This is a genomic window from Armatimonadota bacterium, assembly GCA_016789105.1.
Classification (GTDB): domain Bacteria; phylum Armatimonadota; class Fimbriimonadia; order Fimbriimonadales; family Fimbriimonadaceae; genus UphvI-Ar2.
This window is the reverse complement of sequence record JAEURN010000008.1, coordinates 121,618-147,010: the sequence shown is the minus strand read 5'-3', so window position 1 is coordinate 147,010 and position 25,393 is coordinate 121,618. Positions and strand designations below refer to the sequence as shown.

The window sequence follows — 25,393 nt, the reverse complement described above, 5'->3', positions numbered from 1 at the left end:
TAAGGATTCGAACGGAAAAAGAGTAAGCAGACATGGCGCGTATTGCAGGTGTTGACCTCCCACGGGACAAAGGCGTTTATTACGGCATCCAGGCCATTTATGGCATTGGGCCGGCCAAAGCCACCGAAATCATTGAAAAATCGGGTTTGGACCCGCGCATCAAAGTCCGTGATTTGACGGAAGAGCAAGTCGGGATGTTGCGGAACATCATCGACGAGGGCTACCAAGTCGAAGGGGATTTGCGCCGCGAGGTCTTTTCCAACATCCGCCGCCTGATGGAGATCGGCTGCTACCGGGGGCTGCGCCACCGCCGGGGCTTGCCTGTTCACGGCCAGCGCACGCGGAGCAACGCCCGCACCCGCAAGGGCAAGGCCAAGACGGTCGCCGGCAAGAAGAAGGCGAAGAAGTAAGGATTTAGATCATGGCACGCAAGAACACAACCCGTGGGGCAAAGGCAAAGGAAAAGCGGCAGGTCGCCCATGGCCACGCCTATGTCCATGCCACGTTCAACAACACCATCGTCACCATCACGGACCCGCAGGGCAACACGCTTTGTTGGGCGAGCGCCGGCCATGTCGGATTCAAGGGGAGCCGGAAAGGCACGCCGTTTGCCGCCCAGCTGGCAGCCGAAAGCGCCGCCAAAAAAACCTCGGCCCACGGGATGCAATCCGTGGACATTTTTGTATCGGGCCCCGGCGGCGGCCGGGAAACCGCGATCCGCTCGCTGAGCCAAAACGGGCTGGAAGTCAAATCGCTCCGCGATGTGACCAGCGTGCCCCACAACGGATGCCGGCCTCCCAAAAAGCGCCGCGTTTAACCTGTCCCCTCCTGTAAGCGAAATCCCATGCCCCACATTCAAACCCTGGACATCGAAAGAGATTATGCGAAGTTCGTGCTGGAGCCGCTTGAGCGCGGCTATGGCCAAACCATCGGCAACGCGCTGCGCCGCGTGCTGCTGAGCTCCATCGCGGGGGCGGCCGTGACCGCCGTTCGGATCGAGAAGGTCTTCCACGAATTCGCCGAAATCCCCGGGCTGAAAGAAGATGCAACCGAATTTCTCCTCAATTTGAAGGATCTGGCCATCCGGGTCGATCCCGATATGGCGATCCCCGAGGAGATCATCCTCAAGATTGATGTCAAAGGCCCGGGCCGGGTGACCGGTGCAGACATCGAATGCCCAGAAGGGGTCAGCATCGTCAACCCCGAATGCTATCTGGCCACGATCAGCGACAAAGGTGCAACCCTCACCGCCGAGCTCTACGCCAGCTGGGGAACGGGCTACGTGTTGCCGGAAAAGCAAGAGAAGTACAAGGGGATGATCGGCATCCTCACCACCGGCAGCCAATTCACTCCAGTCAAAAAAGTCAATTACACGGTAGAAGCCACCCGGGTCGGACAACGGACGGACTACGAGCGCATGGTGCTAGAGGTCTGGACCAACGGCGCGCTGGGCCCCAACGATGCGGTCACCCAGTCGGCGCAGATCCTCGACCGGTACTTCCGCATGTTTTTTGACCTTGGCCGGGCGAGCATCGAAGACATCATGGATGAAGGGTCTGCTTCGGAAGAAGAAGTCAGCAACGTCCCTGATATCAAGATCGAAGAGTTGGATTTCAGCCAACGGACGTTCAACTGCCTCCGCCGGGCCGGCATCCTGAACTTGCGCCAATTGGCACTGGTGACGGAAATGGACCTCAACGGCATCCGCGGATTTGGCCGCAAATCGCTCACCGAAGTGCGCGACCGGCTCGCCGAACACGGCATCGACCTCAAGCCGAGCAAAGGCGGCTACATCAACCTCGACGCGCTCGAGGATGACGATTTCTAAAAAGGAAAAGATATGCGACACAAGGTGGATCGACGAAAGCTGGGGTTGCCCAGCGACCAGCGCAAAGCTCTCTTGACGAACCTGGCCCGCCAATTCGTGCGGCACGGCTATGTGCACACCACCATGGGCCGCGCCAAAGAACTCCGGCGGATCGTCGAGCGGCTCATCACCCTGGGCAAAAAAGACACCCTGGCCAGCCGCCGCGAAGCGCGCAAAGTCCTTGTTGGGCATTCTTCCAGCAGCGCCAAGCCGCAACGGTTGTTGGCCGGCAAATCCGATGCCGAAAAAATGCAGATTTTGGTCGACCGGAGCCTGATCAATGGTGAAGACCTTGTCAAGCACCTGTTTGACAACGTGGCCCCGCGCTACGCATCGCGCAACGGGGGCTACACCCGGCTAACTCGCACCGGGCAGCGGCGGGGAGATGCGGCCGAAACCGCCGTCCTCGAACTTGTCGATTAAAAGAACGAAACTCACCGTCGCCTACGACGGAACCGACTTTTGCGGCTGGGCGCCGCAACACGGGCTGAGATCAGTCCACGGCACATTGAAAGATGGGCTTTGCCAGGTGACTGGCAAAGAGGTTGAGCTTTACGGGGCGAGCCGCACAGATAGCGGCGCCCACGCCCGGGGGCAGGTCTGTCACTTCGACCCGCCGGTTCCCATACCGGTCGATAGGTGGGTTGGGGCATTGAGCCGAGTCTTGCCCAGGGATCTTTCGATCTTGAAGGCCGAAGAGGTGGCGCCAGACTTCGATTCCCGGTTCATGGCCCGCAAACGCCATTACCGATACCGGATTTTGACCGGCCCTCGCGACCCCCACCGGATGAGGTTTGCCCATTGGCATTGGACCGTCCTGGATGCGCCGCAAATGCACAGGGCCGCACAGCTCCTGGTTGGCGAACACGATTTCTTGGCATTCAGCCAAGAGTTGGAAGGCACGGAGAATACGGTTCGGACGTTGTTCCATCTCCAAGTCCGGCAAGTGCGCGACGAGGTGTGGCTGGATGTCCAGGGCACGGCCTTCGTCCGGGGGATGATGAGGCGGATCGCCGGATGCCTGCTGGAAATCGGGCGCGGCAAACGTGAGCCGGATTGGATCGGCAACCTGCTGACCGCAACCGACAAAAGCTCGATCGATTGGCCCCCGGTGCTCCCCGCGTGCGGCCTGACCCTCATGCGGGTGTCCTATGGCAGGCACCCCAAAGACCACAGATTTGAATGAGGCGGCGATAAAGCCGCCCGAACCCAAAAGGAAAAGGACACTATGAATAGAACAACAACGACCAAGCCCGCAGAAGTCGAGCGGCAATGGCACGTGGTGGATGCAACCGGGATCCCGGTTGGCCGCCTCGCCGCCGCCGTGGCGCAAGTGCTGCGTGGCAAACACAAACCGACTTTCGCATACCACGTGGATGCCGGCGACTTCGTCGTCGTCGTCAATGCCGGCAAAGCCGCCCTCACCGGCACCAAAGGCAAAGAACTCGTTTATTGGCACACCGGCTGGCCCGGCGGAATCCGCAACATCAGCCGAGAAGATTTGCGGGAAAGCAACCCAGTTCGCATGATCGAAAAATCGGTTTGGGGCATGTTGCCCAAGGGCCGCTTAGGACGCCAAATTGTGAAAAAGCTCAAGGTGTATGCTGGGGCCGATCACCCGCACGCCGCTCAAAACCCGGTTCCCATGGAGATCAAGTAACCCGATGCGATTTGCCAACCCCAACCAATCTTACGGCACTGGCCGCCGCAAAAGCGCCATCGCCCGCGTGTGGGTCGAACCCGGCGATGGGTCGATCACCATCAATGGCCGCGACTTCAAAGCCTATCTCTGCCGCCCGGTCCTGGAAATCCTGGTCAAAAGCCCGCTGGTCGCCATCGATAGCGATGCTCAGTACAACGTTCGCGCCCTTGTGAAGGGTGGCGGCGTTGTCGGCCAAGCCGGCGCCATCAAGCTGGGTATTGCCCGCGCCCTTTTGCAACGGGATGAAAACACCCGCAAAGAACTCCGCGCTGGCGGCTTCCTGACCCGCGATGCCCGGGTCAAGGAACGCAAGAAGTACGGCCGCAAAAAAGCCCGCCGCGGCTTCCAGTTCGTCAAGCGCTAAGCGCTTTGTCCTTTTCCTGCAAAGGCCGGCGGGTGATTTCACCCGCCGGTTTTCTTTTGCATCCGACTCTTCCGCCGTTCCACGATCTTCGCTTCGTAGCCGTGGGCACTTGGTTTGTAATAGGGAGTTTTCAGCCCGTGGCCCTCAGGAAGGTAATTCTCTTCGACCCATCCGCGCGGGTCGTCGTGCGGGTACTGGTATCCCTTGCCGTAGCCGTGTTCTTTCATGCCCGAGTGGGCGGCATTGCGCAGGTGCATGGGGATCGGGCCGATTTTCCCCGCCCGCACATCGGCCAACGCCTGATCGACGGCCAAGTAAGCGCGGTTGCTTTTGGGGGCTTCTGCCAAAAAGGCCACGCATTGGGCCAGAATGATCCGGCTTTCGGGCATCCCGACAGCGGCGACCGCGTTCAAAGTTGCGGATGCGATGACCAGGCCCTGCGGTTCGGCATTGCCGATGTCCTCGCTGGCCAGGATCATCAACCGCCGGGCGATGAACCGGGGGTCTTCGCCAGCTTCGATCATCCGGGCCAGGTAGTGAAGCGCGGCGTCGGTATCGGAACCCCGGATGCTCTTGATGAAGGCACTGATGGTGTCGTAATGTGAATCCCCTTTTTTGTCGTAGCGGATCGCCTGGCGTTGCAGGACTTGCTCGGCGGTTTCCAGGGAGATTTCGCCGCCGATAGGGGTGATGGTGGCGGCGGTTTCAAGGGCATTCAATGCCAGCCGGGCATCACCGTCTGCGAGTTGCAGCAGGAATTCCTTGGCCTCGTCAGCCAGGGTGTACCGCCCGTTGCCAATGCCGCGGTCGCCATCGGAAAGAGCCCGGTCGATCAACAATGAAACATCGCTCGATTGCAGTGGCTTGAGCGGCAATACGCGGGCGCGCGAGAGCAAGGCATCATTGAGCGCAAAATACGGGTTTTCGGTTGTGGCCCCGATGAACCGGAATGTGCCATCTTCCAGGTAGCCCAGCAACGAATCTTGTTGGGACTTGTTGAAGTGGTGGATTTCGTCCACGAGCAGGAGGGTGGGTTTTTGGGTGAGCTGGTAACGGGATTTGGCTTCGGCGGCGGCTTTTCGGATGTCGGCGACCCCGGCGGTGACTGCGCTCATCGACACCAGGGCTGAATGCGAATAATAGGCGATGATCGAGGCCAAAGTGGTTTTGCCGCATCCGGGTGGGGCCCAAAGCACAACCGATCCCAGCTTTCCTTGCCGGATGGCTTGTTCAACTGGGGAACCCGGGGCAAGCAAGTGACCCTGCCCCACATAGTCATCCAGCGTTTGGGGGCGCATCCGGCTGGCCAGCGGGAGGTCGCCCGGCTGGATGTTTGGCGAATCTCCTTCGAAGAGGCTCATTTGCCGGCTGGCGGGTCGTCGCGCTTGATGACCCAACTCCCCACGGTCGCGTCATCGGAGGGCGGCTCGTCCGGCTCTTCGGCTTCGGGCTGGCCCATTGGGAGTTCAACTGTGTTGTTGGCTTCCAGTCCGTCCCCCCCATCCAGCACCGGGGGGATCCAATCTGCCTTGGGCGAAGCCTCCAACAAATTGCCGAGCACACCGTTGACAAAACTGCCGCTTTCGGCCGTTCCAAAACGCTTGGCCAAATCGACGGCTTGTGAAATGGTTACCTTTGGCGGAATGTCCGGCTGGAAGAACATTTCATAGGCGGCAAGCCTCAAAACGATCAGGTCGGAAACGGCAATCCGAGAAAGAGTCCAACCTTTGGCCAAAAACGGCTCGATCTGGTTATCCAAAAAAGTGGTTTCCGAATCGACACCAGAAACGACCATGTCGACAAAAACGGCCGCGTCCTCGGCCATGGGCTGCCGGACAAGGGCAGTTTCGATGGCGGTCTTGCGGTCTACCGAACCGATATGCCGCATATAAAGGGCTTGAAACGCCAGCTCCCTGGCCAACCGCCGGGAATGGCTTTGGTTGGCGGCCGCATCGTCAGGCATGTGTGGCCGTCTCTTGCAAGAATTCGCCGACAAAGGCGGTGCTCACCCTTCCGGAAACGTAATCCGGGTGCCGAACCAGCCGGCGCAAGAACGGGATATTGGTCTGGATCCCTTCGACATTGAATTCATCGAGGGCAACCTGGAGCCGGCGCACGGCGAGCTCGCGGGATTCGGCGGTGACGATGAGCTTGGCGATCATCGGGTCGTAATAGGGCGAGACCGTGAACCCGGCATAGACGTGGGTGTCCAAGCGGATACCACGGAATCCGGGCGGATCCCACCGGGTCAGCGTGCCGGTGGAAGGGGCAAAATCTTTGTCTGGGTCTTGCGCGGTGATGCGGGCTTCGATGGAATGCCCGGTGAGTTGGATATCGCTTTGGGAAAAGGGCAGTGGTTCCCCGCTGGCGATCCGGATTTGCCATTGGACGAGGTCGAGCCCGCTGACCATTTCCGTGACCGGGTGTTCGACCTGGATTCGCGTGTTCATTTCAAGGAAGTAGAAATCCCCGTTGGCATCAAGCAAGAACTCAACCGTACCGGCGTTGGAATATCCGACTTGTTTGGCCACGCGGACGGCCGCATCCCCCATCTTTCCCCGGAGTTCTGGCGTAAGAACCACGCACGGGGCTTCCTCGACGATTTTTTGATGGCGCAGATTTTGAACCGAGCACTCCCGTTCGCCAATGTGGAGGACGTTTCCGTGCTCGTCGCCAAGGATTTGGATTTCCACGTGGCGGGGTTTGACGACGCACTTTTCAACCAGCATCTCGCCGCTGCCAAAACTGGCTTGGGCTTCGGCCTGGGCGGTCCTGAAAGCGGGGGGGAGTTCTTCGCGGTTGTCGACGCGCCGGATTCCCCGACCGCCTCCGCCGGCGACCGCTTTGAGCAAAACCGGGTAGCCAATTTTTTCGGCCCAATCCAGGGCGTCTTGTTCGGTGGGGACGGCGCCGGTGGATCCGGGGACGACCGGGCAATCGGATTCGATGGCGGCTTCCTTAGCCTTGGCTTTGTCCCCCATGGCCTCGATGGCGGCGACGCTGGGCCCAATGAATTTGATTCCCATGGAGCCGAGCGCTTCGGCAAATCGGGGTCGTTCGCTAAAGTAGCCGAAACCGGGGTGGACGGCGTCGGCCCCGGTGATTTCGCAAGCCGAAAGGACGTTGGCGAGGTTCAGATAGCTGTCGGCGTTGGTTCCGGCGCCGATGCAAATCGACCGGTCGGCCATGTGGACGTGTCGCGAATCCCGGTCGGCTTGGCTATGCACGGCAATGGCCTCGATGCCGAGTTCGTGGCACGCGCGGATCACACGGCAGGCGATTTCGCCGCGGTTTGCGATGAGCACTCTTTGGAACATCAGTATTTTTCGTGTCCTTTATGGGGGCAGCGGACCTGCCCGGTTGCGGGATCGTATCGGTACGGTTCTCCGCCTACGGGGCAGGAATAGAATTGTGCGCCGAGTTTAGTTTCTTCAATGGATTGGGGGTGCGTCCCTTCAACTTGGTCGGTCGCGATTTCAATCCCCATCCGGAGTTGTTTGAGGTTGCTGATGCAGACGTCGTCTTTGCCGGCATAAATCGACTTGCCGATCAGGGTCTCGCCCTTTCCGTCGGCCCGCTCCTCCGCTTTCCCGCCAAGGAACTTGCCGCCGGTGGTGAAAAAGAGGATGGCGAGGATCACGATGGCGACCGCCGCGAGGAGCCCGACCAAACTGTTGCCGCGAGATTTCATGAGAGTTGCACTTCCAACAAAGCTTGGCCATATTCTACGGCGGCTCCGTCTTCGGTCAAAACGGCTTTGACTTTTCCAGCATGGGCACTGACGATCTCGTTCGCAATCCCTAACGCCAGAACTTCCCCAACGGCCTGCCCGACCGCGATCTCCGCCCCGACCTCCGTGCCTTGCGCCCACCGGACGATCCCGACGACCGGGGCTTCCACTTGGCCGGATCGGGGCCCTGGATCTGGTTCGCCTTCTTGTTCGGCAAACGATTCACCCCAACTCAGGGCTTCCGCACTGAACACGGCTTGGAACGATTCGTCCCCTGATTTGAGTTTGACCGAGCGGAACCCTCCCTCCCGTGCAGTGACCAGGGCCCGGCGGATCGATTCGGAATCGAGAGGTTTCATGTCTGCGGTATCGGCAGAGTGTACCGTGGCGGCGAAAAACAGGGGGTCTAACAAAAAAGTGGGACACGACTGGAGAGGAGCAACGTCGCGTCCCAAATTTTGGGAGGAGTCTGTGAGATACGTCCTGTCCGTAAACTGATGACGGGCTGTCGCAACCCTTGACTCTTGGAAGGCATTGTAGCATAGATTTGGATCTTTTGTAAGCGATAACGATTTCATTGACAAAAATGTCGCAATTGTAAGCGGTGCCAAGCGGGGTCGCAAAGGGCAAGTAGCCTGAGGGTTTGGCTCGGCCATTCCGATAGTTATCCAGGGAAGGCCCTATTGCCATGTCGAGTGAACCGCGCGAATTAGGATTGATGGAGATGTCGGCCGTCCGGGAGATGGCGAACATCGGGCTTGGGCACGCCACAACGGCCTTGGCCACCGTGACCGGCAAAGCCTTCAATATGGAGATTCCGAAAGTCGAGACGGTTTCGCTGGAACAGGTTCCGATGATGATCGGCGACCCCGAAGAGGTCACGGTTGGCATCTGCATGCCGTTCGAAGGCGATATCGAAGGCCACACCGCATTCCTCTTCCCGTGGGCAAGCGCTCAAGACCTGTGGCGCATGTTGATCGGCACTGCCCCGGAATCCCCCGCCGAAATCGACGAGTTGGCGGCCAGCGCGATGTTGGAGATCGGCAACATCGTTTCTTCTAGCTTTTTGAATGCGATTTCCGATATGTCTGGCCAAAAGCTCCATGCGACCCCACCGATGGTCTCCGTCGACATCGCCTACACGATCGCCGCGACGATCGTTGCCGAGGCGGAATTGGAAGAAGCCGTCGCCCTAGCCCTGGAAACCCGGCTGTTCGGGATGGACGATTCCCAAACGACCGGCTATTTCCTCTGTGTTCCCACGGTGAGCGGTCTCAACCGGCTGTTCGGTGCGCTCGGGATCCCGGAGGCGGCCTGAGGATGGCGGTCGGTAGCCAGCATTTGGTGGGCATGGCCGAGATCAAAGTGGCCTCTGGCCCGGCCAAATTCACCTGCTTGGGCTTAGGTTCCTGCATCGGCCTGGTGGCATTAGATGAGCAGGCAGACGTGTGCGGGATGATCCACATCATGCTCCCAGAGGCGTTCAAAGACAAACCTGTGGACAAGCCGGGGAAGTTTGCCGACACGGGCATCCCGGAATTGCTGCGACAACTGGAAAGCCTTGGCGCCCAACGCAACCGGCTTGTCATCTCTTATGCCGGCGGGGCCCAGGTTTTCAAATTCGGGTCAGATTCCAACTCCCGCATGGATGTTGGACTCCGCAACGCCGAGGCGGTGGCAGTGATCCTCAAGTCGCTCGGGCTGCGGCCCTTGGCCTCCGATGTCGGCGGGTCGAGCGGACGGACCGTGACGGTGCTTTCGGAAGACGGCCTGGTCAACGTGCGAACCGTGAACGGCGGCGAAAAGAGCCTTTGCTGCCTGCGGCGGAACAAGAAGGGGGCAGCGGCATGAGCCACACCGTCACTATCGAACAAATTGTTGCAAAAACGACGGACTTGCCCACGATTCCCGCTGCCGCCATCAAGGTGATGCGGGAAGCCCAGTCGTCGAGCGCCAGCGCGGCGACGGTTGCCAAGATCATCGTCACCGACCAAGCCCTTAGCGCCCGGGTCTTGCGCCTGGCCAACAGTGCCTTTTATGGATTGAGTCGCCGCATCGTCGATTTGCCGGAGGCCGTCGTCGTGCTCGGCATGAAAACGGTCAAAAACCTAGCCCTGGTGGCCGGAACCTATCCTTGGATGCAACGCCCTGTGACGGGCTATTGCCTGGGCCCGGCCGAAATGTGGCGGCACGCCTTTGGCACCGCCGTCGCCAGCCAATTGATCGCCACCGCCAGCCGGAAGGCGCCCGAAGACGTCGCGTTCACAGCCGGCCTGCTCCACGACCTTGGAAAAGTGGCGTTGAGCGTCTGGATCGAAGAGAAATTGGGGGCGATCCTTCTTTACGCCGGAAGAGAGGGGATTGCGTTTGACGAGGCAGAACGGCGAGTTTTGGGATACGACCACTGTCAAGTCGGTTTCCATTTGGCGACAAATTGGAATTTGCCCGAGGAGATTTGCGAAGCTGCCTTGCACCACCACGCGCCCAGCCAAGCAAGGGAACACCAGAATGTGGTCGATTGCGCCCACGTTGGCGATTACATCTGCTCGGCAATGGGGTTCGGTCTGGGCGGGGACGGGCTTTCCTACCGGTTCGATGAATCGAGTTTGGCCCGCTTGGGGCTCATCGCCGAATCGTTGGACAAGTTAACCGACGAATTCATCGAAAAATTCGAAGAGTACGAATCTCTCTTCAAGGAAATTGCCGCATGACCAAACAGAGGATCTTGGTAGTTGACGACTCGCCGTTTGTGCGACGCATGATGACGGATTGGATCGGCGCAGAACCGGATATGGAAGTCGTCGGCGTGGCCAAAAACGGCCAAGAAGGGGTCGAAATGGCTTCCGTCCTCAAGCCAGATCTGGTGACCTTGGATGTCGAGATGCCCGTGATGTCGGGGCTGGAAGCCCTGCCGTTGATCGTTTCCGGCGGAACCAAGGTGCTCATGGTTTCATCGGTCACCCAAAAGGGTGCTGCCGCCACAATGGAAGCGCTCGAGAAGGGGGCATTCGATTTTGTTGCCAAGCCGAACAACTCGTCGAGCTTGCAGTTTGTCGAATGCAAGGCAGAAACGCTGGAAAAAATTCGGGCCGCCCGCTATGTCCGCGCCTTGGTGAGCCGGAAGCCGGTCGTTGCCGCATCCCGCCCGATGGGCCGGACGGACAAAGTCATTTTGATCGCCAGTTCCACGGGTGGCCCCTCAACTCTGCGAACTTTGTGGGAAGGACTCCCGAAAGGGTTCCCGGCCCCCATCGTCATCGTGCAGCACATGCCCGCCGGGTTCACGGAATCTTTGGCCAAGCGGCTGGATTCAACCGGGACCGTCCCGTGCCGCGAAGCGGCCGACGGCCTGCCGTTGGTTCCCGGACAAGCTGTTTTGGCTCCGGCTGGCAAGCACTTGGTTTTAGATCAGCACCTGCATTTGCGGATGACTGACGAAGACCGGATCCACGGGGTCAAGCCGGCAGCCGACTATTTGTTCAATTCGGCGGCCAAATATCTGGGATCCCGCTCTGTCGGGGTTGTGCTCACCGGCATGGGGCGCGATGGTGCCGCCGGGGCCGTCGAGATCAGGAAGGCGGGGGGCGTCGTCTTGGGCGAATCCCAGGAAAGCTGTGTGATCTACGGAATGCCGAAGGCAGCGAAGGAAGCGGGCGGCATTGACCGGGAGTTCGATTTGGCGGAAATGGCAGCGGCCATTGTCGCTACATTGACGGGGAAGGTGGCGCGTGCTTCCTAAGGCGGCTGAGTGGCAGGAGTTCTACTCCCACTTCAAACGGCGCTCCGGCCTGGATCTGGACCTCTACAAGGCCAACCAGCTTCAGCGGCGGATCCTTTCGATGATGGAATCGAAAGGGTGCAAAGACCTTGCCGCCTTCGGTGCTTTCGTGTCCGCGAGCCCGGCAAACACTGAATGGTTTTTGGATCGGCTGGCCATCAACGTGAGCGAGTTGTTCCGCAACCCTGAAAAGTGGCGGGAAATGGAGAATGAATTCCTGCCGATGCTCTTGAAGCAGAGCCCGAGGCTAAAGATTTGGAGTGCGGGCTGTAGCTATGGGGCCGAAGCCCACACCTTGGCAGCGATATTGGACAAGAAATTCCCGGGTCAACATCGCATCGTGGGGTCGGACATCGACACCGCTGCGTTGAACCAGGCGAAAGAAGGCCGGTTCAGCGCAAACGATGTGCGCTGTGTCCCTGCTGAATACAAAAGCTACTTTGTCCCACAAGGGAACGATTTTGTTGCCGACGCGAGGCTGAAAAAGTACCTGGCGTTCCAAAAGGGCAACCTTTTGGGTGACCGGTTTGAAACCGGTTTTGACCTCATCATGTGCCGGAATGTGGTGATTTATTTCACCGAAGAGGCAAAGGATGAGCTTTACGAAAAGTTTTTCCGATCATTGAAACCAGGAGGGATCCTCTTTGTGGGGAGTACCGAACGGATTTCCCGGTCGGAAGAGATTGGGTTCAAAACGGCCAAGCCGTTTTACTACCAAAAACCCACCACGGGGGATAAAGAATGGCGAAACGCATCCTGATCACAGACGACGCGCTCTTCATGCGGGTCACCTTGAAAAACATCCTCAGCTCCAACGGCTACGAGGTCGTTGGCGAGGCTGAAAATGGGGCTCAGGCGGTTAAGCTCTATGGCGAGCTCAAGCCGGATCTGGTCACTATGGACATCACCATGCCGGAAATGGACGGCCTGGAGGCCCTTAAGCAGATTAAGGCCTTGGATTCCAACGCCAAGGTAGTGATGTGCACGGCCATGGGTCAAAAGAACATGGTTGTGGAGGCGATCCAGAGCGGCGCCAAGGACTTCATCGTCAAGCCGTTCCAGCCCGATCGAGTTTTGGAAGCCGTTGGCAAACTCTTGGCCGCCTAATGGCCCGATAGGGCATGGATTGAAATGAAAGTCGAGTACGTGACCCCGCTTGTCGCCGCATCGGTGAATGTGATCAACACGTTGATCGCAACAACTCCCGAGCGCGGCAAGCTTTCGGCGCGTCCGCAACTCTTCACGTCCCAGCAGGTCAACATCGTGTGCGGGATCACGGGCGAAATCGAAGGCCAGGTGATTTACGGGATGTCGCTGTTGACGGCCAAGAATATGGCGAGCAAAATGCTGGGCGGTATGGCCGTCAAGGAGTTCGACCAGCTGGCGGCATCGGCCATTGCCGAACTTGGCAACATGATCAGCGGCGGATCTTCGAGCAAGCTATTCGAATCGGGATTCAAAACCGACATCACCCCGCCGACCATCGTCAAAGGCCCCAACATCTCGATGTCAAACCTGGACATCCCAACCTTGGTGATCCCCCTCGCCATTGCGGATGTCGGTGAACTGGAAATCGCGGTCAGCCTTCGCGCCCGCCAAGCCCAAGCCGCGTAAAAGGTCAAACCTCGGCTTGTCCGGCGACGAGGATGCGGGCCGTCCCGCCGATTTTGACCCGCTGTCCCTCCAACTGGGACTCAAACATCCCTTGCCGCTTGGAAAGCTGGAGGCTCGTGAGTGTGCGTTTGCCGAGCCGTTCCGCCCAAAACGGGACAAGATAGGTTTGCGCCGATCCGGTGGCATAGTCTTCATCGACCCCGGATTGCGGGGCAAAGAACCGATAGGCGAAATCAGAACAACTGCCGGGGGCTGTGATGGCCAGACCGCGTTGACCCATCTCCCGCAAAACAGGGAAATCAGGCTTGTAATCCGCGACGGCGGATTCGTCTGGCAAGACAACCATCCAGTCATCCCGATCCTTCCAAAGTTCCAAGGCATTGGGGAACGCCGGCCGGGCTTCTCCGACGTCGGCAGGCTCTGGCCGAAACGCTGGGAAATCCAATACCAAGCGGTCGTTTTCTTGCCCAACGGTCAGCAAACCGGATAGCGACTGGAATTGAAAGTGGTCAGCCGGTTCGAGCGACGCTAGAAACGCCGCGCTGGCCAGCGTGGCGTGGCCGCAAAGCCGCACTTCCACAGTCGGGGTGAACCAACGGATTCGCTTCCCTGATTGGTCTGGGCCGATAAAGGCGGTTTCCGCCTGGTTGAGGGTGCCGGCCAACCGCTGCATTGCTTGGTCGGAGGGCCATTCCCCGAGCAAGACCACCCCGGCGGGGTTCCCGGAACCGGGTTGCGGGGTGCAAAAGGCTTCGACCAAGGCGAATGGGTGGGGATTCTGCATTGCTGGCACCTGGTTCGGCAACCTGAATCGCCGCCAAACGTATTTACGGTTACCCCATGGCCCAGCGTGCCCAATCTTCAACCCGGCGAAAGACCTTTCCCGACCTCAGTGCCGAAGCCTTTTTAGCCGAAACCGACCGCAAGGCGCTGGCCGCGCTGCAAAAAGTGCCCCTGTTGCCCTTGGTCATCAAAAAGTTCCACGAGAGCGGGTTGGATCGGTGGATTTATTGTTGGAACATGGCGATGAGCGTACGGTGCGGCCCCAAACAGTACGGCACGTTGCACCGCATCACCAAAGAGTGCAGCGACATTTTGGACATGCCGATGCCGGAGCTCTACCTGACCAACAACCCGTTCCCCAACGCGCATGCGGGCGGGGTGGACCGGCCCTATATTGTGTTGCGCTCCGGAATCGTGGATACGCTGGACGACGAGCAGCTTTACCACCTGATTGGGCACGAATTGGGGCACATCAAGGCCGGACATGTGCTGTATCAAGAGGTGGCTTGGGTTTTGATCCCGATTTTGGAGATGATCGGGCGTCGGACGCTTGGGGCGGGCGATGTGGCCCAGGTCGCCCTGACGGCGGCATTCTTCGAGTGGTCCCGACAAGCCGAGGTCACCGCCGACCGGGCCGGGTTGCTGTGCTCCCAAGATTTTTCGACTTCGGCCAGTGCTAACCTGATGTTGACCGGCGGCCCCAACCGCCTATCGCATGAGGCGAGCGAATCACAATTCTTGGACCAGGCCCGAACCTACCAAGACATGAACCTGTTGGACAGCATCGGCAAGATGATGGTGTTCATGTTTTATGGCATGCGTTCCACCCACCCAATGCCCGTGCACCGCGTGCAGCAATTGGAGCGGTGGTACGAGGGCGGGGATTATGGCCGCATCCTCAGCGGCAAGTATCCCAAATCTGACCCGGTCACCAATCCCGGCTGACGGCATAGCGGGCTAGTTCCGCGAGCTGGCTTGCTGGCGAGCCGAACGGCTTGATCAATTCCAGAGCCTCTTCAACGGCTTGATCGGCGATGCGGCGACTCTCTTCGAGCCCCACCAGCCTGGGGTAGGTGAGCTTGTCCAGCTCGGAATCAGAGCCGACTGCCTTGCCCAATTGTTCAGGCGTCGAGGTCTCGTTAAGTACATCGTCGGCGACTTGGAACGCCAGGCCGACTTTGAGCCCGAACCCCCGCAGGTTCGCCTGCCCTTCGCCATCGGCCCCACCGAGGAATCCGCCGATTTCGCAACAAGCCCCCAGCAGAGCCCCCGTCTTCCGCGCATGGATGGTTTGCAAAAGTTCCATATCACCAGCTTGGCCCTCGGCCAGGATGTCGAGGACCTCGCCCCCGACGAGGCCGTGGGAACCCGTTGCCTGGGCCAGAATGCGGACACAGGGCCCCGGTTCGCGGCTCATGATTTCAAAGGCGAGGGCAAAAAGCGCATCGCCGGCCAAAATCGCCATCGCTTCGCCAAAAACCTTGTGGCAAGTGGGCCTGCCCCTTCTCAGGTCATCGTTGTCGATGGCGGGCAAATCGTCGTGGATTAGGCTAAAGCAATGCACCAGTTCGATGGCGCAACCGGCATCGAGAGCAACATTTGGGTCGGCCCCAGCGGCCTCCGCCGAGGCCATGGCAAGTGCCGGCCGCAGCCGTTTCCCTGGTGCCAGCCCGGAGTAGCGCATCGCCTTGTGCAACGGTGTGGGGATGTCGTCCTCGGGCGGCAGGATCGCATCGAGCCGGGCATCGACCAAGTTGCGGATGGGCGTCAGGGGATCGGCGCCGGGCACGGGGGGAGTGTACCGCTGGGCCTTTGCCTGGCCCACGCATCTGGTTGGAACCAGTGGTACCTTCGAGAACGTTATGGCAACGATTCGGCCGTTCCACGGCTTGCGGTTCAATGTCGATCCCAATCGTTTGGCAAAGATCGTGGCACCTCCCTACGATGTGATTTCTCCCGATCAGCGCGAAGTTTTGGCGGGCCAAGACCCCCTCAACGTCGTCCGGCTGACCTTGCCCGAGCAGGAAGACGGCGACCGGAGCAAATTCGTCAAATATGCCCGCAGCGCCAGCCAGCTTGAACAATGGCGCCGGGAAGGGGTTTTGAGCGCAGAGCCCGAGGCCGCCTATTATCGTTACACCCAGCGGTTCGGCGTTCCCGGTTCGCACGAGGTTTTTGAACGCACCAAGCTGGTGGCCACCATCAAGGTCGAGCCTTATTCGGCCAAGGTCGTGTTGCCCCACGAGCAAACTTTTCCCAAGCATAAAGAAGACCGCATGCGGATCTTGGAGGCCACGCGTAGCCATTTGGAATGCATTTTCGGGCTATATGAGGATGCCGACCAATCCCTTCATTCCCTGGTTTGTGCAGCCCCGGCCCAACTTCTCACGGAGTTCACAACTGCCGACGACGGCATTGCCCACAGATTCGAAAAAATTAGCGATCCGGTGGCATTGCAGGCGATCACGGCCAAAATGGCCGACAAATCCGTTTGGATCGCCGACGGCCACCACCGGTATGAAACCGCGTTGGCCTTCCGCGAGAATTTGGGTGCACTGCCCGGGCTGGTGGCCGAGGACTTCATGATGATGGCCTTGTGCAGCATCAGCGACCCCGGGTTGGTCTTGTTGCCCACCCACCGGATTCTGAAGTCGATGCCCCTGGGCCCCGCCGAGCTGAAGTCCCGGATGGCGGAACAGTTCACCGTGCGCGACGTCCCAAATGAGCAGCTTATGGCCGAACTGCAAAAGATCGAACGGTCTGGTGGCCGGGCCCTTGGGGTCGCACTGCCCGGAGGGGCCGGCTTTGTTGCCGAGGTTGAGAACTTGGATGCCTTGGTCGCCGAAATGGCGGGCACGGGTGGGCAAGATCTGCAGCGGTTGGATGTGAGCATTTTGCACGGCTTTGTTTTCGCCAAGCTCCTTGGCCTCACCGGCCACGACTTCTTCACTTACACCCGGTTGGAGCACGAGGCCCTGGATTCTGTCGAAAGCGGTTCTCCTGCGGCCTTCTTGATGAACCCGCCGACTGTTGACGATATGCGCCGGATCGCACTGGGCGGCGACTTCATGCCGCAAAAAAGCACCTATTACTATCCCAAGCTGTTGAGCGGGATGGTGATGTGGTCGTTAAAGGACTTTGAGGCATGAACATCCGCCTGCTCGGCACGGGCGGGGCGGATGGGGTTCCCGGTCTCTATAGCGATTCGCGCGTCAGCCAATACGCGCGCAAGCACGGGGGCAAGGATGTGCGGTCGCGGAGCAGTGCCCTGATCGACGATTGCATCAAGATTGACCTTGGGCCGGACACCTGGTGCCAACTGGCCCGTTCTGGCCTGGACGCCCGCGATTGGACGGCCCTGATGTTCACCCATTCGGATGCCGACCATTTTGCGCCGGACGAGTTGATGTACACCCTTTACCCGTTCAACGATTTTGAATTCGTCGGGTTTGTCGTTTACGCGAACTTGTATATCTGCCGCCGGATCTTGGAAAAGTTCCCTGAATGGCCGGTGGAAATGCACACGACCAAGAGCTTCGAAAAGTTCCGGCACGGCGGGTACGAAGTGTTACCGATCCATGCCCACCATCTGCCGAGCGAAGACGCCCACAACCTGGTGGTTTCTGATGGCAAGAGCACCGTCCTATACGGGACGGACACCGGGGTTTGGGACGAGCCGACCTGGGAAGCACTGGCGGATGTAAAATTAGACTGTTTAGTCTTGGAATGTTCCGAGGCGTTTGCTAGCACGGCCTACGACGGCCATTTGGATGTCCGCGAGTTCGATTTGATGTTAGACAGGCTTCATAAAATCGGAACGATCGATCAAAAAACCCAGGTGTGGACGACCCACCATAGCCATCAAGGTGAAGGAACCCACGCCGAATTGACGGCCCATTTCGAACCACGCGGCGTCAACGTCGGTTACGACGGCGTCGTGATCGAGTTTTAAGAAAACGACTGAAACTTTTCTGGTTGGCCGGATGGGTCGCGGAAGACCCACCACAAAACGACCCCGACCCCGGCAACGGCAGCGAGCGTCCCGCCAATGGCGAACAGCCCCCCGCCATCCATGGTGCCCAAAAAGGCCCCAAAGGGGAGCAATCCGGCGATGAGGGCCCAACCGATGACGAGCTTGGCAAAGGCTCCGGTGCGGGTGCCGACATTGCGGCTCAGCAGGAGGAGGTAGGGAGTTTCGCACTTGATGCAATTAATGGTGCCCGGTTGGTTCTTTTGCCCGCACTTGGGGCAGGCGATGGGCATATGCCGCTTGGGGTTGGTGGCATCGCGCCGCCACTTTTTGATCATGATCTCCTCGCTCCGGTACATGTCGCGCATCGACCGGTTGTGGAAGGGATCCATATTGTTGGGGATGCGCTCCAGCGTCTGTTCGGCCAAGGCGATGGCGTGCCCGTGATATCCGGCGGTGAACAGGCTTTCGGCTAATTTGAACCAGGCTGGGAAGTTGTCGGGTCGGATGGAGAGTTCCAAGATCGTCTTGTCAATGTGCTCGGCATTGATTTCGCGCAGGTCGTGACGATCCAGGTAGTTCGCCGCAAAGGGGAACATGGCGATCAGCGAGATCGCGCCGACGACGGCCACGCCTTGCATCACTTGGTTCTTGGTGGCCAGCGAAACGAACATCGTCCCCACCAAGACGAACATCGCGAGGACCCCGGCGAGGGGGTCGATGTCTCCGCTGATCGTCCACTTGAGCACCACCAGGGTGCAACAGGTGAAGATCGGCAACAAAAACACCAGGCTGACCAAAGTGGATAGCGCATCGCCGGCAACGCCCATTGCCACAGTGTATACGGAGCCAGCCGGATTCGGGTCAGGCTTTTTCGAGGTCTGCTTCGCGGACCAGCAAAACGTAGTGGGGCGTGAACTTCTGTTCGTCCTTGGTCAGCAGCTTTTTGATCTCCTCGTTAGTGTTCTCGTTGAACTTCTCCCGGATTCGCTCGGTAGCGATTCGGTGGACGTCTTTCGGGATGTCGACGAGAGAATCGAGGTCGATTTCGACCGCCACTTCATCTTTGTTATAGTGGTTCGAAACCGTGCCTTCCAGGCCTTGCATATGCTCAAAGAACATATGGACTTTTCGGTCTTCTTCGGTGACGGGCCGGACTTTGATCCGAACCCTTTCCCCTTCCTGGAATTTGGCCATTTTGTTGAGTTTACCTTTGGTCTCCGCGCCCGTTTTTGCCGTGGTAGAGCCGTTCCATGAAGGCGATAAGGTAATCGACCTCATCAGTTTGAGGAACCTCCCTCCGGACGATCTCGATGGCGTTGCTGAGGGCGAGTTTTGATTTGAAGATGAGTTTGCACGCCTTGTGGAGGGCGAGCCTCGCCTCGGGTTTGATACCGATGCGGCGGAGGCCGATGGCATTGATATCCCAAACGGTTTGCTCCATCCCTTCGGTGATCAGGAACGGGGGGCAATCCCGCGTGATTCGGCTCATGCCGCCAACCATGGCAAACTTGCCGATGCGGACGAATTGGTGGACTCCGGTCATGCCGCCGATGGTCGCACGCTCTTCGATTGTGACGTGCCCGGCCAGGGCGACGTTGTTGGTGATGGTGCAGTCGTCGGTGATGGTTCCGTTGTGTCCCATGTGGACAAACGCCATGATGTAGTTGCGGTCGCCGATGACGGTTTTGTTGCCGGCCCCAGTGGCCCGGTGGATGGTGACGTATTCACCAAAGAAGTTGTCGTCCCCAATTTCCAGGAACGTTTCTTCCCCCTGGTATTTGCGGTCTTGCGGGTCGCCCCCCAAGATGGCCCCTTGGCAAACTTTATTGTTGTCCCCCATGACGACGTTGCCCTTGATGGTGACGTGTGGCTGGAGGATGCACGCTTTGCCGATGACGGCTTTGGGTTCGACGACGCAAAACGGCCCGATGTCCACGTCGTCGGCGACATGGGCTTGCGGGCTGACCTGGGCGGTGGGGTGGATGTTGGCCAAATGCGTGTTACCCGCGTGGGATGAGTTTGAAGACCATGTCCATTTCGGCAGCGGTTTGTCCTTCGACGGAGGCGACGGCGTGGATTTTCCCAACCGCCCCTTTGAATTTGACGAGTTCAATCTCCATCCGCAACTGATCCCCGGGCACGACTTGCCGCCGGAACTTGACATTGTCGATGCCGCCGATGACGGGGAGGAGCCCGCTGAGTTCGGGGTCGCTAAGGAGGATGACGGCCCCGGCCTGGGCCATCGCCTCAATGATGAGCACACCCGGCATGATCGGGGTTCCGGGGTAGTGGCCCTGGAAGTGGGGCTCGTTCATGGTGACGTTTTTGATTCCAACGCACCGTTTGCGGGGTTCAACCTCCACAATCCGGTCCACCAACAGGATGGGGTACCTGTGGGGCAGGTGCTGCATGATCTCTTGGATGTCCATGGCCGCTGATCCGGTGGATTATGGCCGGATTCAGTCGTTTGCGTTCAGGTCCGCAGCCACAAGGGTTGCATTTGCCTTTTTCCGGCTGAGCCGTTCGCGCCAAAGTTCCAACGCGATGGCCACAACGCTCAACACGACCACGCCGAGGATGACGAGTTCAAAATTCTTGCGAACCCACGGGATCTCGCCAAGCACGTAGCCAGCCCCCACGCAGATCCAGACCCACAGGAAGCTGCCAATGATGCATTTCGGCAGGTAATCGCGGAACCGCATGGCATCCATACCGGCCACAAAGGGGGCCACGGTCCGGACGATCGGCACGAACCGGCCCAAGATGATGGTTTTCCCCCCGTGTTTGGCATAGAACTCTTGGGTTTTTTTGAGCCACGCCGGGTTAAAGAACTTGGCTTTGAACAGGAAGTGCTCGCCCAGGTACTTGCCGATGTGGAAATTGACGGTGTCGCCCAGGATCGCGGCAAAAGGTAATCCGAGCATCAGGAGGGGGAAGCTGAAGCCGTTCCTTTCTGGGTGAGCAAACAGCCCGGCGGCAAATAGCAGCGAATCTCCCGGCAAAAACGGCATGAAGACCAGTCCGGTCTCCATGAAAATCACGGCGAACAAGATCAGGTGGACAGCCGGTCCATATTGGTGGATCAAAGCTTCCAAATGCCTGTCGATGTGCAGGAGGGATTCGATGAATGGGGGCATTTCGCGGGCGTGAACGGCTAGTATGGTGCGGGACGGGGGTGGGGCACCCGCCGGTCCCGTGTCACCCCAAATACTCTTTTGTTCTTCGGCGGGATGCAATCTGCCGAAGTTTTTTGATCGCTTGGATTTCGATTTGGCGGACCCGTTCGCGGGTGATCCTCAGTTCTACGCTCAATTCGTCGCGGAATCGGCTGGTCCCATCGTCGTTGCGGAGCCGGTATTGCACGATCCGTCGTTCGCGGTCGGTGAGGAGGTTGAGGAATTCGTTGAGCTCTTCGATCACCTCGCTGTCGATGATCGCCTCTTCGGGGTCGCGGTTGGCGGTGTCAGGCAACAGGCTCCCCAGAGTGGAGCTTTCGCCGTCGCCGACACGGATTTCGAGGCTGATGAGCTCCTGCGATGCCTGCATCAGGCTGGCGAGTTTGCGCAGGCTGATCCCCATTTCCCGGGCGATCTGCTCATGGGTGGGGTCGCAGCCCGTTTTGGCCATGATGTCCGTCCGGGTTTTTTCGATCCGCCGCAGGGTTTGGCTGATGTGGGCGGGCAACCGGATCGTTTTTGATTTACTATCAACGGCGCGGCCGATGGACTGTTTGATCCAGTGGGTCGCATAGGTGGAAAACCGGAAGCCCTTGCCGGGGTCGAACCTTTCGATGGCAGTGATGAGCCCGATCGCCCCTTCTTGGATCAGGTCTTCCAATGGGATTTGCCGGGAATGGTAACCCTTGGCGATGTTGATGACCAGCCGGATGTTGGATTCGACAAGGCGTTCCCGGGCGGCCGCCGACCCGTTTTGGGCGGCGACCGTGAGCACCCGCTCTTCTTCAGCCGAGAGCAAGGGGGCCTGCGTGAGGCGGCTCAGGTAGCTGCCGATCCCAGGGTCGGAGGCGGTCGATTCTCGGGTCATGGCCTCTCTTCATTCCACGTCCGGCACGGCTTCCGGTTGCGCGGTCTGTTCTTTGTGCGGCAAAGCGTGTGCCAAATGGGCGGGATTCCCAATTCCATGGCGGGCGGATACTTCTTTGACGCCAAGCATTGGGCAAAGTTCTCGCCGGGGCATCCGTCGTTCCAAGGTCCGTCTAGAATAAGGCGGGTGGTTTTCAACGAAGAGGAATACATGGGTCGGCGGTACGACGGGTGGCAGCGGCTCTCCCTATTGTGCAACAAGGCCCACAAATCGTTCCGCGACCTGACGGGGGCGGAGATCGTGGAATATGTCCGCCTCTATCGGCAGGCCTCTGGTGATCTGGCTTATCTGAGCGCCCATTCCAGCAACCGGGATGTCGTCGCTTATTTGAACACGTTGGTCAGCCGGGCTTATGGGCAGTTGTATCGGAACCGGGCCGCCCCATTTGGCAAAGTGATCCAGCAAGCGGTTTGGCTGGGTGCCGATACGTTCCGGCGGCGGTTCTGGGCGTTTTTGATCGCGGCAACCGTGTTTTTCGCCGGAGCTTTTTACGCGGCGACAATGATGACGGTGCGGCCGGAGACCCGGCCTTATTTTGTGAGCGCCGAAATGGAGCCGCTGTTCAAGGAATGGCAAAAGGGCGGGTTCGACCCGCGGACCGTGGATGAGAGCACGATGATGACCGGGTTTTATGCCAGCAACAATCCCAGGGTCGGATTGGTGACGATCGGGGTGGCGGCGGGAACGGCGGGGATCGGTTCCACTTTGATGATTTGGCAGAACGGCGTCATGGTCGGCGCCTTGGGCCGCGACATGCTGGATGTCGGCTTGCTGCCTTACCTGATCGCATCCATCGCCCCCCACGGCATCAGCGAAATTGGGGGGATCTTCGTTGCCGGTGGTGCCGGTTATGTCCTGGCCGCGGGCTTGCTGTTCCCTGGGCGGCGCCGGTTAGTGGATTCGCTCAAACATGCGGGGAAGGATGCGTTTGTCCTCACCGTTTTGGCTTTGGTGATGATTTTTGCCGCGGCGCCGATTGAAGGGTTTTTCAGCTTCAACCCGAACATCTCGATCCCGGTGAAAGTCGCGTTTGCCCTGGTCGCTCTCACGGCCTGGACGGCGTACCTTGGTTTTTATGGCCGCAACCTGACCGCCGAAGATGTCGGTTTGGCTTAGAGGAGTTTGCGAAAAAAGGATTTGGGCAGGTAGCTGGCGCAGATCCTGGCGCGACTTTTCCACCGTTTGGGGTCGATTTCCAGAGAGCGGCGGTAATATTCCCGGCCCTCTTCTGCCTCGCCGCCCAAAACTTTGACGGTGCCCAGGCAGGCATAGTTGTGGGCTTCGGCTTCTTGCAGATCCTCGGGCGAGAACCGGCCTCGGTAGTTTGGGATCCTCTCGGCAATCCATTCCCGCAGCAGGGCGTCATCTTGCCAGATGCGATCCAGTTTGTGGCTCGCGTTGGCCCCATGAACCCGGTAGAGGGTCAGCGGCTCCCCGATGTAGCCGGCGTCCCACTTTTCACAAATCCGGTACCACATCTCCCAATCGCCCGATCCGAAATACCGCTCATTGAACCCCCCGAGTTCGTCAAAGCAAGTTTTTCGCGCCACGACGGCGCTGGCGATGATGGCGTTGGCATGGATGAGGGCGAGGAGGATGTCCCCGGTTTCGGTGCGGGGGAATTCAAAACCGAGGGGGGAATCCTGCCTTTGGCGGCCCTCACCGTCGATGAACCAGCCGTCGGTGTGCACAAGGCCGATTCGGGGGTTGGCGTCCAGCATGGCGACCTGGCGTTCCAGTTTTGTCGGCATCCAAATGTCGTCGTCATTGAAAACGGCGATGTATTCGCCGGTGGCGTGATGCAGACCGATGTTGAGGGTCGCGTAAGTGCCAACGTTTTGCGGATTGAAGACCAACTTGGCCCCCTCTTGACTGGAGAGCCATTCTCGGGTGCCGTCCGTAGATCCGTCGTCCAAGGCGATCACTTCAAAATCTTGGAACGTTTGGTCTAAAATACTTTGCCATGCCGCCTTAAGGTATCGGAGGTGGTTGTAGCAGGTGAGGAGGATCGAGACTTTCGGCATCGGAGTGCCCCTTCCGGATCACTGGATACGGACTTCGACCGACCAGTCCACAATGTCCAAGTCTGGGTCGGCCGCATCGCCTTGCGGTTCGGTGAGGATTTGGTTTTGATTATTGTAAACCTGGCTGCTGTTGAGGCGCACGGTCAGCGGCGAATTGACCTGAGTCGGGATGTTCCCATCCCCCAAGGCATCCCAAACCCTTCCCCCGCCCGAAGTGTTGGTGTTGTTCATGGTGAGGAAGTTGATTTGCACCGATTTGTAATCGTCGATAGTCCCGGCGGCCACAAGTTGCGAGAGGTCGACTTCGAACTGCAATTCGCGATCCCCTTCGTTGGTGGGGGTGTAAACAACCGGCACGCCGGTCTGGAAGTAGGTGTTGAGGGTCGAGTCGCTGAATTGGAAGATTTGGTATTGGGGCTGGGCGAGGGGGTTCCAAAGGATGAAGTGGGTTACTTCGCCGGCCACGATGCCGTTACCGCCGGGGATCACGACCGGAATCGGGCCGGTGGTTGTCGGGATATCGCTTTTTGAGAGGTTGAGGGCAATGACATAAACATAGGGCAACCCGGATTGGCCAGTGCCCTGCCCGGTCCTCAACTGCCCGTCCACCCGGAGCTTGAACACAAGACGTTTCGTGTTGCCGACGGTACCGGAGCCGGGGAACTTGGCGCACCCGGCCATGAGAATGGCCAAACTGATCAAAACGGCGAGTTGTTTCATGCCGGGGCCTCTTCCCGGAAGAACAGGATGCGGCGGCACGATTCGCACTGTTGCGTTTTGCCGATCCGGATGGCGTCGCGGGTCCGTTCCGGCACGGGCACGCCGCACCCGGAACACCGGTTATCGGGGGTGACCAGCGCCAGCCCGGTGGTGCCGCTGCGCTTGCGGGCCGCATTGTAAAATTTCAAGAGTTCGGGCTCGACTTCGGCCTCCTTGGCCGCCCTTTGCCCGCCGACTTCGCTGAACTTAATTTTCAGTTCGGCATGTTCAGTTTGGGCCTTAGCGCGTTTTTCGGCCGCAGCTTGTTCCAGTTCGGAAATTTTGGCGTGGATCTTCTCAGTCTTTTTGGCTGAAGCTTTGAACTCAGCTTCCAACTCCTCGACCCGGCTTTCGGCTTGCAGGCCGAGTTCCTCGAGCATGGCGACTTCTTTCTGCAGGTTCTCGACTTCTTTGGCGGAGACAATTGATCCGTCGTAGAGTTGCTGAGAAAACTTTTTGATCTTCTCCGCCGCCTGTTCGGCCTTGAGTTTCTCGGCGGCCAATTGTTTCTTCAGGTCGTCGTGGTGAGAAAGGTCTTCGGCGTAGTCGTTTTGGATTTTCTTGACTGCGGCGAGCTCCCGCTTGCCGAGGTCGAGGTTTTCCGCTTTGCTTTTGATGGCCAAGAGCGCCTCGTCGATCTCATGGAGTTTGAAGACGCGGTAGAGTCGCTCGTCGGTCATAGGGTTATTATGCTT

33 protein-coding genes and 1 pseudogene are annotated in these 25,393 nt (G+C 59.0%); 18 read left to right on the top strand and 16 right to left on the bottom strand.

Annotated elements, in window-relative coordinates:
* Nucleotides 1-32 precede the first annotated feature (32 nt).
* The 7 genes from rpsM to rpsI are packed head-to-tail and all read left to right on the top strand — an operon-like array spanning nt 33 to nt 3,933.
* Nucleotides 33-410: a 30S ribosomal protein S13 gene (rpsM, locus tag JNM28_09210; GenBank protein MBL8068616.1), complete on the top strand. Its 378-nt coding sequence runs from the start codon at nt 33-35 to the stop codon at nt 408-410.
* 11 nt (nt 411-421) lie between these two features.
* Entirely contained in the window at nt 422-817 is a 396-nt protein-coding gene (gene rpsK / locus JNM28_09205) for a 30S ribosomal protein S11 (protein ID MBL8068615.1), read from the top strand.
* Between the two features lie 27 nt (nt 818-844).
* Entirely contained in the window at nt 845-1,828 is a 984-nt protein-coding gene (locus JNM28_09200) for a DNA-directed RNA polymerase subunit alpha (GenBank protein MBL8068614.1), read from the top strand.
* A gap of 12 nt (nt 1,829-1,840) precedes the next feature.
* Complete coding sequence (gene rplQ / locus JNM28_09195; GenBank protein MBL8068613.1) at nt 1,841-2,290, top strand: 50S ribosomal protein L17; 450 nt, start codon at nt 1,841-1,843, stop codon at nt 2,288-2,290.
* On the top strand, nt 2,253-3,053 hold the full coding sequence (gene truA, locus JNM28_09190) for a tRNA pseudouridine(38-40) synthase TruA (protein MBL8068612.1): 801 nt from the start codon (nt 2,253-2,255) through the stop codon (nt 3,051-3,053). Before rplQ ends, truA begins: the two co-directional genes overlap by 38 nt.
* Before the next feature lie 42 nt (nt 3,054-3,095).
* Nucleotides 3,096-3,527: a 50S ribosomal protein L13 gene (gene rplM, locus JNM28_09185; protein MBL8068611.1), complete on the top strand. Its 432-nt coding sequence runs from the start codon at nt 3,096-3,098 to the stop codon at nt 3,525-3,527.
* A 4-nt stretch (nt 3,528-3,531) separates the two neighbouring features.
* Entirely contained in the window at nt 3,532-3,933 is a 402-nt protein-coding gene (rpsI, locus tag JNM28_09180) for a 30S ribosomal protein S9 (protein ID MBL8068610.1), read from the top strand.
* A 38-nt stretch (nt 3,934-3,971) separates the two neighbouring features.
* Here rpsI and JNM28_09175 read toward each other — a convergent pair whose 3' ends face one another.
* From JNM28_09175 to JNM28_09155, 5 genes are read right to left on the bottom strand one after another with little or no spacing between them, the layout of a single operon-like run.
* Entirely contained in the window at nt 3,972-5,294 is a 1,323-nt protein-coding gene (locus tag JNM28_09175) for a replication-associated recombination protein A (GenBank protein MBL8068609.1), read from the bottom strand.
* The gene (gene nusB, locus JNM28_09170) at nt 5,291-5,896 is read right to left on the bottom strand and encodes a transcription antitermination factor NusB (GenBank protein ID MBL8068608.1); all 606 of its coding nucleotides are present in this window, start codon (nt 5,894-5,896) and stop codon (nt 5,291-5,293) included. The genes JNM28_09175 and nusB overlap by 4 nt, the downstream gene beginning before the upstream one ends.
* A complete protein-coding gene (locus tag JNM28_09165; protein ID MBL8068607.1) occupies nt 5,889-7,250 on the bottom strand; it encodes an acetyl-CoA carboxylase biotin carboxylase subunit in 1,362 nt (453 codons plus the stop codon). The genes nusB and JNM28_09165 overlap by 8 nt, the downstream gene beginning before the upstream one ends.
* Nucleotides 7,250-7,624 (bottom strand): hypothetical protein, encoded by a 375-nt coding sequence (locus JNM28_09160; protein ID MBL8068606.1) that lies wholly within the window; start codon nt 7,622-7,624, stop codon nt 7,250-7,252. The genes JNM28_09165 and JNM28_09160 overlap by 1 nt, the downstream gene beginning before the upstream one ends.
* Complete coding sequence (locus tag JNM28_09155; protein MBL8068605.1) at nt 7,621-8,022, bottom strand: hypothetical protein; 402 nt, start codon at nt 8,020-8,022, stop codon at nt 7,621-7,623. Before JNM28_09155 ends, JNM28_09160 begins: the two co-directional genes overlap by 4 nt.
* Before the next feature lie 329 nt (nt 8,023-8,351).
* On the opposite strand from JNM28_09155, the gene JNM28_09150 reads away from it, so the two are divergent.
* The 7 genes and pseudogenes from JNM28_09150 (at nt 8,352) to JNM28_09120 (ending at nt 13,055) form a co-directional block, all read left to right on the top strand.
* The gene (locus JNM28_09150) at nt 8,352-8,981 is read left to right on the top strand and encodes a chemotaxis protein CheC (GenBank protein ID MBL8068604.1); all 630 of its coding nucleotides are present in this window, start codon (nt 8,352-8,354) and stop codon (nt 8,979-8,981) included.
* 2 nt (nt 8,982-8,983) lie between these two features.
* On the top strand, nt 8,984-9,514 hold the full coding sequence (locus tag JNM28_09145) for a chemotaxis protein CheD (GenBank protein ID MBL8068603.1): 531 nt from the start codon (nt 8,984-8,986) through the stop codon (nt 9,512-9,514).
* Nucleotides 9,511-10,374, top strand: a complete 864-nt coding sequence (locus tag JNM28_09140) for an HDOD domain-containing protein (GenBank protein ID MBL8068602.1) — start codon at nt 9,511-9,513, stop codon at nt 10,372-10,374. Before JNM28_09145 ends, JNM28_09140 begins: the two co-directional genes overlap by 4 nt.
* Nucleotides 10,371-11,402: a chemotaxis response regulator protein-glutamate methylesterase gene (locus JNM28_09135; protein MBL8068601.1), complete on the top strand. Its 1,032-nt coding sequence runs from the start codon at nt 10,371-10,373 to the stop codon at nt 11,400-11,402. The genes JNM28_09140 and JNM28_09135 overlap by 4 nt, the downstream gene beginning before the upstream one ends.
* Nucleotides 11,403-11,439: 37 nt before the next feature.
* A pseudogene (locus JNM28_09130) lies at nt 11,440-12,201 on the top strand (protein-glutamate O-methyltransferase CheR).
* The gene (locus JNM28_09125) at nt 12,183-12,548 is read left to right on the top strand and encodes a response regulator (GenBank protein MBL8068600.1); all 366 of its coding nucleotides are present in this window, start codon (nt 12,183-12,185) and stop codon (nt 12,546-12,548) included. Before JNM28_09130 ends, JNM28_09125 begins: the two are co-directional and overlap by 19 nt.
* A gap of 24 nt (nt 12,549-12,572) precedes the next feature.
* Nucleotides 12,573-13,055, top strand: a complete 483-nt coding sequence (locus tag JNM28_09120; protein ID MBL8068599.1) for a chemotaxis protein CheX — start codon at nt 12,573-12,575, stop codon at nt 13,053-13,055.
* Nucleotides 13,056-13,059: 4 nt separating this feature from the next.
* On the opposite strand, the gene JNM28_09115 is transcribed toward JNM28_09120, so the two are convergent.
* Complete coding sequence (locus JNM28_09115) at nt 13,060-13,839, bottom strand: PhzF family phenazine biosynthesis protein (GenBank protein ID MBL8068598.1); 780 nt, start codon at nt 13,837-13,839, stop codon at nt 13,060-13,062.
* Nucleotides 13,840-13,895: 56 nt separating this feature from the next.
* Here JNM28_09115 and JNM28_09110 point away from each other — a divergent pair, with 56 nt between their 5' ends.
* A complete protein-coding gene (locus tag JNM28_09110) occupies nt 13,896-14,783 on the top strand; it encodes a M48 family metallopeptidase (protein ID MBL8068597.1) in 888 nt (295 codons plus the stop codon).
* Here JNM28_09110 and JNM28_09105 read toward each other — a convergent pair.
* Nucleotides 14,767-15,522: a polyprenyl synthetase family protein gene (locus tag JNM28_09105; GenBank protein MBL8068596.1), complete on the bottom strand. Its 756-nt coding sequence runs from the start codon at nt 15,520-15,522 to the stop codon at nt 14,767-14,769. The genes JNM28_09110 and JNM28_09105 overlap by 17 nt on opposite strands.
* 178 nt (nt 15,523-15,700) lie before the next feature.
* Here JNM28_09105 and JNM28_09100 point away from each other — a divergent pair, with 178 nt between their 5' ends.
* On the top strand, nt 15,701-16,987 hold the full coding sequence (locus JNM28_09100) for a DUF1015 domain-containing protein (GenBank protein ID MBL8068595.1): 1,287 nt from the start codon (nt 15,701-15,703) through the stop codon (nt 16,985-16,987).
* Nucleotides 16,984-17,790, top strand: coding sequence for a hypothetical protein (locus JNM28_09095; protein ID MBL8068594.1), 807 nt, complete (start codon nt 16,984-16,986; stop codon nt 17,788-17,790). The genes JNM28_09100 and JNM28_09095 overlap by 4 nt, the downstream gene beginning before the upstream one ends.
* Here the strand turns inward: JNM28_09095 and JNM28_09090 are convergent.
* From JNM28_09090 to JNM28_09065, 6 genes are all read right to left on the bottom strand, one after another.
* Entirely contained in the window at nt 17,787-18,638 is an 852-nt protein-coding gene (locus JNM28_09090; GenBank protein ID MBL8068593.1) for a hypothetical protein, read from the bottom strand. The two genes, JNM28_09095 and JNM28_09090, sit on opposite strands and share 4 nt — an antisense overlap.
* A 34-nt stretch (nt 18,639-18,672) precedes the next feature.
* Complete coding sequence (locus JNM28_09085; protein MBL8068592.1) at nt 18,673-19,005, bottom strand: hypothetical protein; 333 nt, start codon at nt 19,003-19,005, stop codon at nt 18,673-18,675.
* 10 nt (nt 19,006-19,015) lie between these two features.
* On the bottom strand, nt 19,016-19,804 hold the full coding sequence (lpxA, locus tag JNM28_09080) for an acyl-ACP--UDP-N-acetylglucosamine O-acyltransferase (protein MBL8068591.1): 789 nt from the start codon (nt 19,802-19,804) through the stop codon (nt 19,016-19,018).
* Between the two features lie 7 nt (nt 19,805-19,811).
* Nucleotides 19,812-20,240 (bottom strand): 3-hydroxyacyl-ACP dehydratase FabZ, encoded by a 429-nt coding sequence (gene fabZ / locus JNM28_09075; GenBank protein ID MBL8068590.1) that lies wholly within the window; start codon nt 20,238-20,240, stop codon nt 19,812-19,814.
* A 30-nt stretch (nt 20,241-20,270) separates the two neighbouring features.
* Complete coding sequence (locus tag JNM28_09070) at nt 20,271-20,948, bottom strand: VTT domain-containing protein (protein MBL8068589.1); 678 nt, start codon at nt 20,946-20,948, stop codon at nt 20,271-20,273.
* Between the two features lie 61 nt (nt 20,949-21,009).
* On the bottom strand, nt 21,010-21,855 hold the full coding sequence (locus JNM28_09065) for an RNA polymerase sigma factor RpoD/SigA (protein ID MBL8068588.1): 846 nt from the start codon (nt 21,853-21,855) through the stop codon (nt 21,010-21,012).
* Nucleotides 21,856-22,041: 186 nt separating this feature from the next.
* Between JNM28_09065 and JNM28_09060 the strand changes: the two genes are divergently transcribed.
* Nucleotides 22,042-23,031: a stage II sporulation protein M gene (locus JNM28_09060; GenBank protein ID MBL8068587.1), complete on the top strand. Its 990-nt coding sequence runs from the start codon at nt 22,042-22,044 to the stop codon at nt 23,029-23,031.
* Here the strand turns inward: JNM28_09060 and JNM28_09055 are convergent.
* Genes JNM28_09055 through JNM28_09045 form a run of 3 tightly spaced genes read right to left on the bottom strand, consistent with a single transcriptional unit; the run spans nt 23,028 to nt 25,378 of the window.
* A complete protein-coding gene (locus JNM28_09055) occupies nt 23,028-23,939 on the bottom strand; it encodes a glycosyltransferase (GenBank protein MBL8068586.1) in 912 nt (303 codons plus the stop codon). The genes JNM28_09060 and JNM28_09055 overlap by 4 nt on opposite strands.
* An 18-nt stretch (nt 23,940-23,957) precedes the next feature.
* Entirely contained in the window at nt 23,958-24,659 is a 702-nt protein-coding gene (locus tag JNM28_09050) for a hypothetical protein (protein MBL8068585.1), read from the bottom strand.
* A complete protein-coding gene (locus JNM28_09045; GenBank protein ID MBL8068584.1) occupies nt 24,656-25,378 on the bottom strand; it encodes a hypothetical protein in 723 nt (240 codons plus the stop codon). The genes JNM28_09050 and JNM28_09045 overlap by 4 nt, the downstream gene beginning before the upstream one ends.
* Nucleotides 25,379-25,393 lie beyond the last annotated feature (15 nt).

Coding starts and splice junctions, on each gene's coding strand:
- rpsM (MBL8068616.1), top strand. CDS start 33: ATGGCGCGTATTGCAGGTGTTGACCTCCCACGGGACAAAGGCGTTTAT.
- rpsK (MBL8068615.1), top strand. CDS start 422: ATGGCACGCAAGAACACAACCCGTGGGGCAAAGGCAAAGGAAAAGCGG.
- JNM28_09200 (MBL8068614.1), top strand. CDS start 845: ATGCCCCACATTCAAACCCTGGACATCGAAAGAGATTATGCGAAGTTC.
- rplQ (MBL8068613.1), top strand. CDS start 1,841: ATGCGACACAAGGTGGATCGACGAAAGCTGGGGTTGCCCAGCGACCAG.
- truA (MBL8068612.1), top strand. CDS start 2,253: ATGCGGCCGAAACCGCCGTCCTCGAACTTGTCGATTAAAAGAACGAAA.
- rplM (MBL8068611.1), top strand. CDS start 3,096: ATGAATAGAACAACAACGACCAAGCCCGCAGAAGTCGAGCGGCAATGG.
- rpsI (MBL8068610.1), top strand. CDS start 3,532: ATGCGATTTGCCAACCCCAACCAATCTTACGGCACTGGCCGCCGCAAA.
- JNM28_09175 (MBL8068609.1), bottom strand. CDS start 5,294: ATGAGCCTCTTCGAAGGAGATTCGCCAAACATCCAGCCGGGCGACCTC.
- nusB (MBL8068608.1), bottom strand. CDS start 5,896: ATGCCTGACGATGCGGCCGCCAACCAAAGCCATTCCCGGCGGTTGGCC.
- JNM28_09165 (MBL8068607.1), bottom strand. CDS start 7,250: ATGTTCCAAAGAGTGCTCATCGCAAACCGCGGCGAAATCGCCTGCCGT.
- JNM28_09160 (MBL8068606.1), bottom strand. CDS start 7,624: ATGAAATCTCGCGGCAACAGTTTGGTCGGGCTCCTCGCGGCGGTCGCC.
- JNM28_09155 (MBL8068605.1), bottom strand. CDS start 8,022: ATGAAACCTCTCGATTCCGAATCGATCCGCCGGGCCCTGGTCACTGCA.
- JNM28_09150 (MBL8068604.1), top strand. CDS start 8,352: ATGTCGAGTGAACCGCGCGAATTAGGATTGATGGAGATGTCGGCCGTC.
- JNM28_09145 (MBL8068603.1), top strand. CDS start 8,984: ATGGCGGTCGGTAGCCAGCATTTGGTGGGCATGGCCGAGATCAAAGTG.
- JNM28_09140 (MBL8068602.1), top strand. CDS start 9,511: ATGAGCCACACCGTCACTATCGAACAAATTGTTGCAAAAACGACGGAC.
- JNM28_09135 (MBL8068601.1), top strand. CDS start 10,371: ATGACCAAACAGAGGATCTTGGTAGTTGACGACTCGCCGTTTGTGCGA.
- JNM28_09125 (MBL8068600.1), top strand. CDS start 12,183: ATGGCGAAACGCATCCTGATCACAGACGACGCGCTCTTCATGCGGGTC.
- JNM28_09120 (MBL8068599.1), top strand. CDS start 12,573: ATGAAAGTCGAGTACGTGACCCCGCTTGTCGCCGCATCGGTGAATGTG.
- JNM28_09115 (MBL8068598.1), bottom strand. CDS start 13,839: ATGCAGAATCCCCACCCATTCGCCTTGGTCGAAGCCTTTTGCACCCCG.
- JNM28_09110 (MBL8068597.1), top strand. CDS start 13,896: ATGGCCCAGCGTGCCCAATCTTCAACCCGGCGAAAGACCTTTCCCGAC.
- JNM28_09105 (MBL8068596.1), bottom strand. CDS start 15,522: ATGCGCTACTCCGGGCTGGCACCAGGGAAACGGCTGCGGCCGGCACTT.
- JNM28_09100 (MBL8068595.1), top strand. CDS start 15,701: ATGGCAACGATTCGGCCGTTCCACGGCTTGCGGTTCAATGTCGATCCC.
- JNM28_09095 (MBL8068594.1), top strand. CDS start 16,984: ATGAACATCCGCCTGCTCGGCACGGGCGGGGCGGATGGGGTTCCCGGT.
- JNM28_09090 (MBL8068593.1), bottom strand. CDS start 18,638: ATGGGCGTTGCCGGCGATGCGCTATCCACTTTGGTCAGCCTGGTGTTT.
- JNM28_09085 (MBL8068592.1), bottom strand. CDS start 19,005: ATGGCCAAATTCCAGGAAGGGGAAAGGGTTCGGATCAAAGTCCGGCCC.
- fabZ (MBL8068590.1), bottom strand. CDS start 20,240: ATGGACATCCAAGAGATCATGCAGCACCTGCCCCACAGGTACCCCATC.
- JNM28_09070 (MBL8068589.1), bottom strand. CDS start 20,948: ATGCCCCCATTCATCGAATCCCTCCTGCACATCGACAGGCATTTGGAA.
- JNM28_09065 (MBL8068588.1), bottom strand. CDS start 21,855: ATGACCCGAGAATCGACCGCCTCCGACCCTGGGATCGGCAGCTACCTG.
- JNM28_09055 (MBL8068586.1), bottom strand. CDS start 23,939: ATGCCGAAAGTCTCGATCCTCCTCACCTGCTACAACCACCTCCGATAC.
- JNM28_09050 (MBL8068585.1), bottom strand. CDS start 24,659: ATGAAACAACTCGCCGTTTTGATCAGTTTGGCCATTCTCATGGCCGGG.
- JNM28_09045 (MBL8068584.1), bottom strand. CDS start 25,378: ATGACCGACGAGCGACTCTACCGCGTCTTCAAACTCCATGAGATCGAC.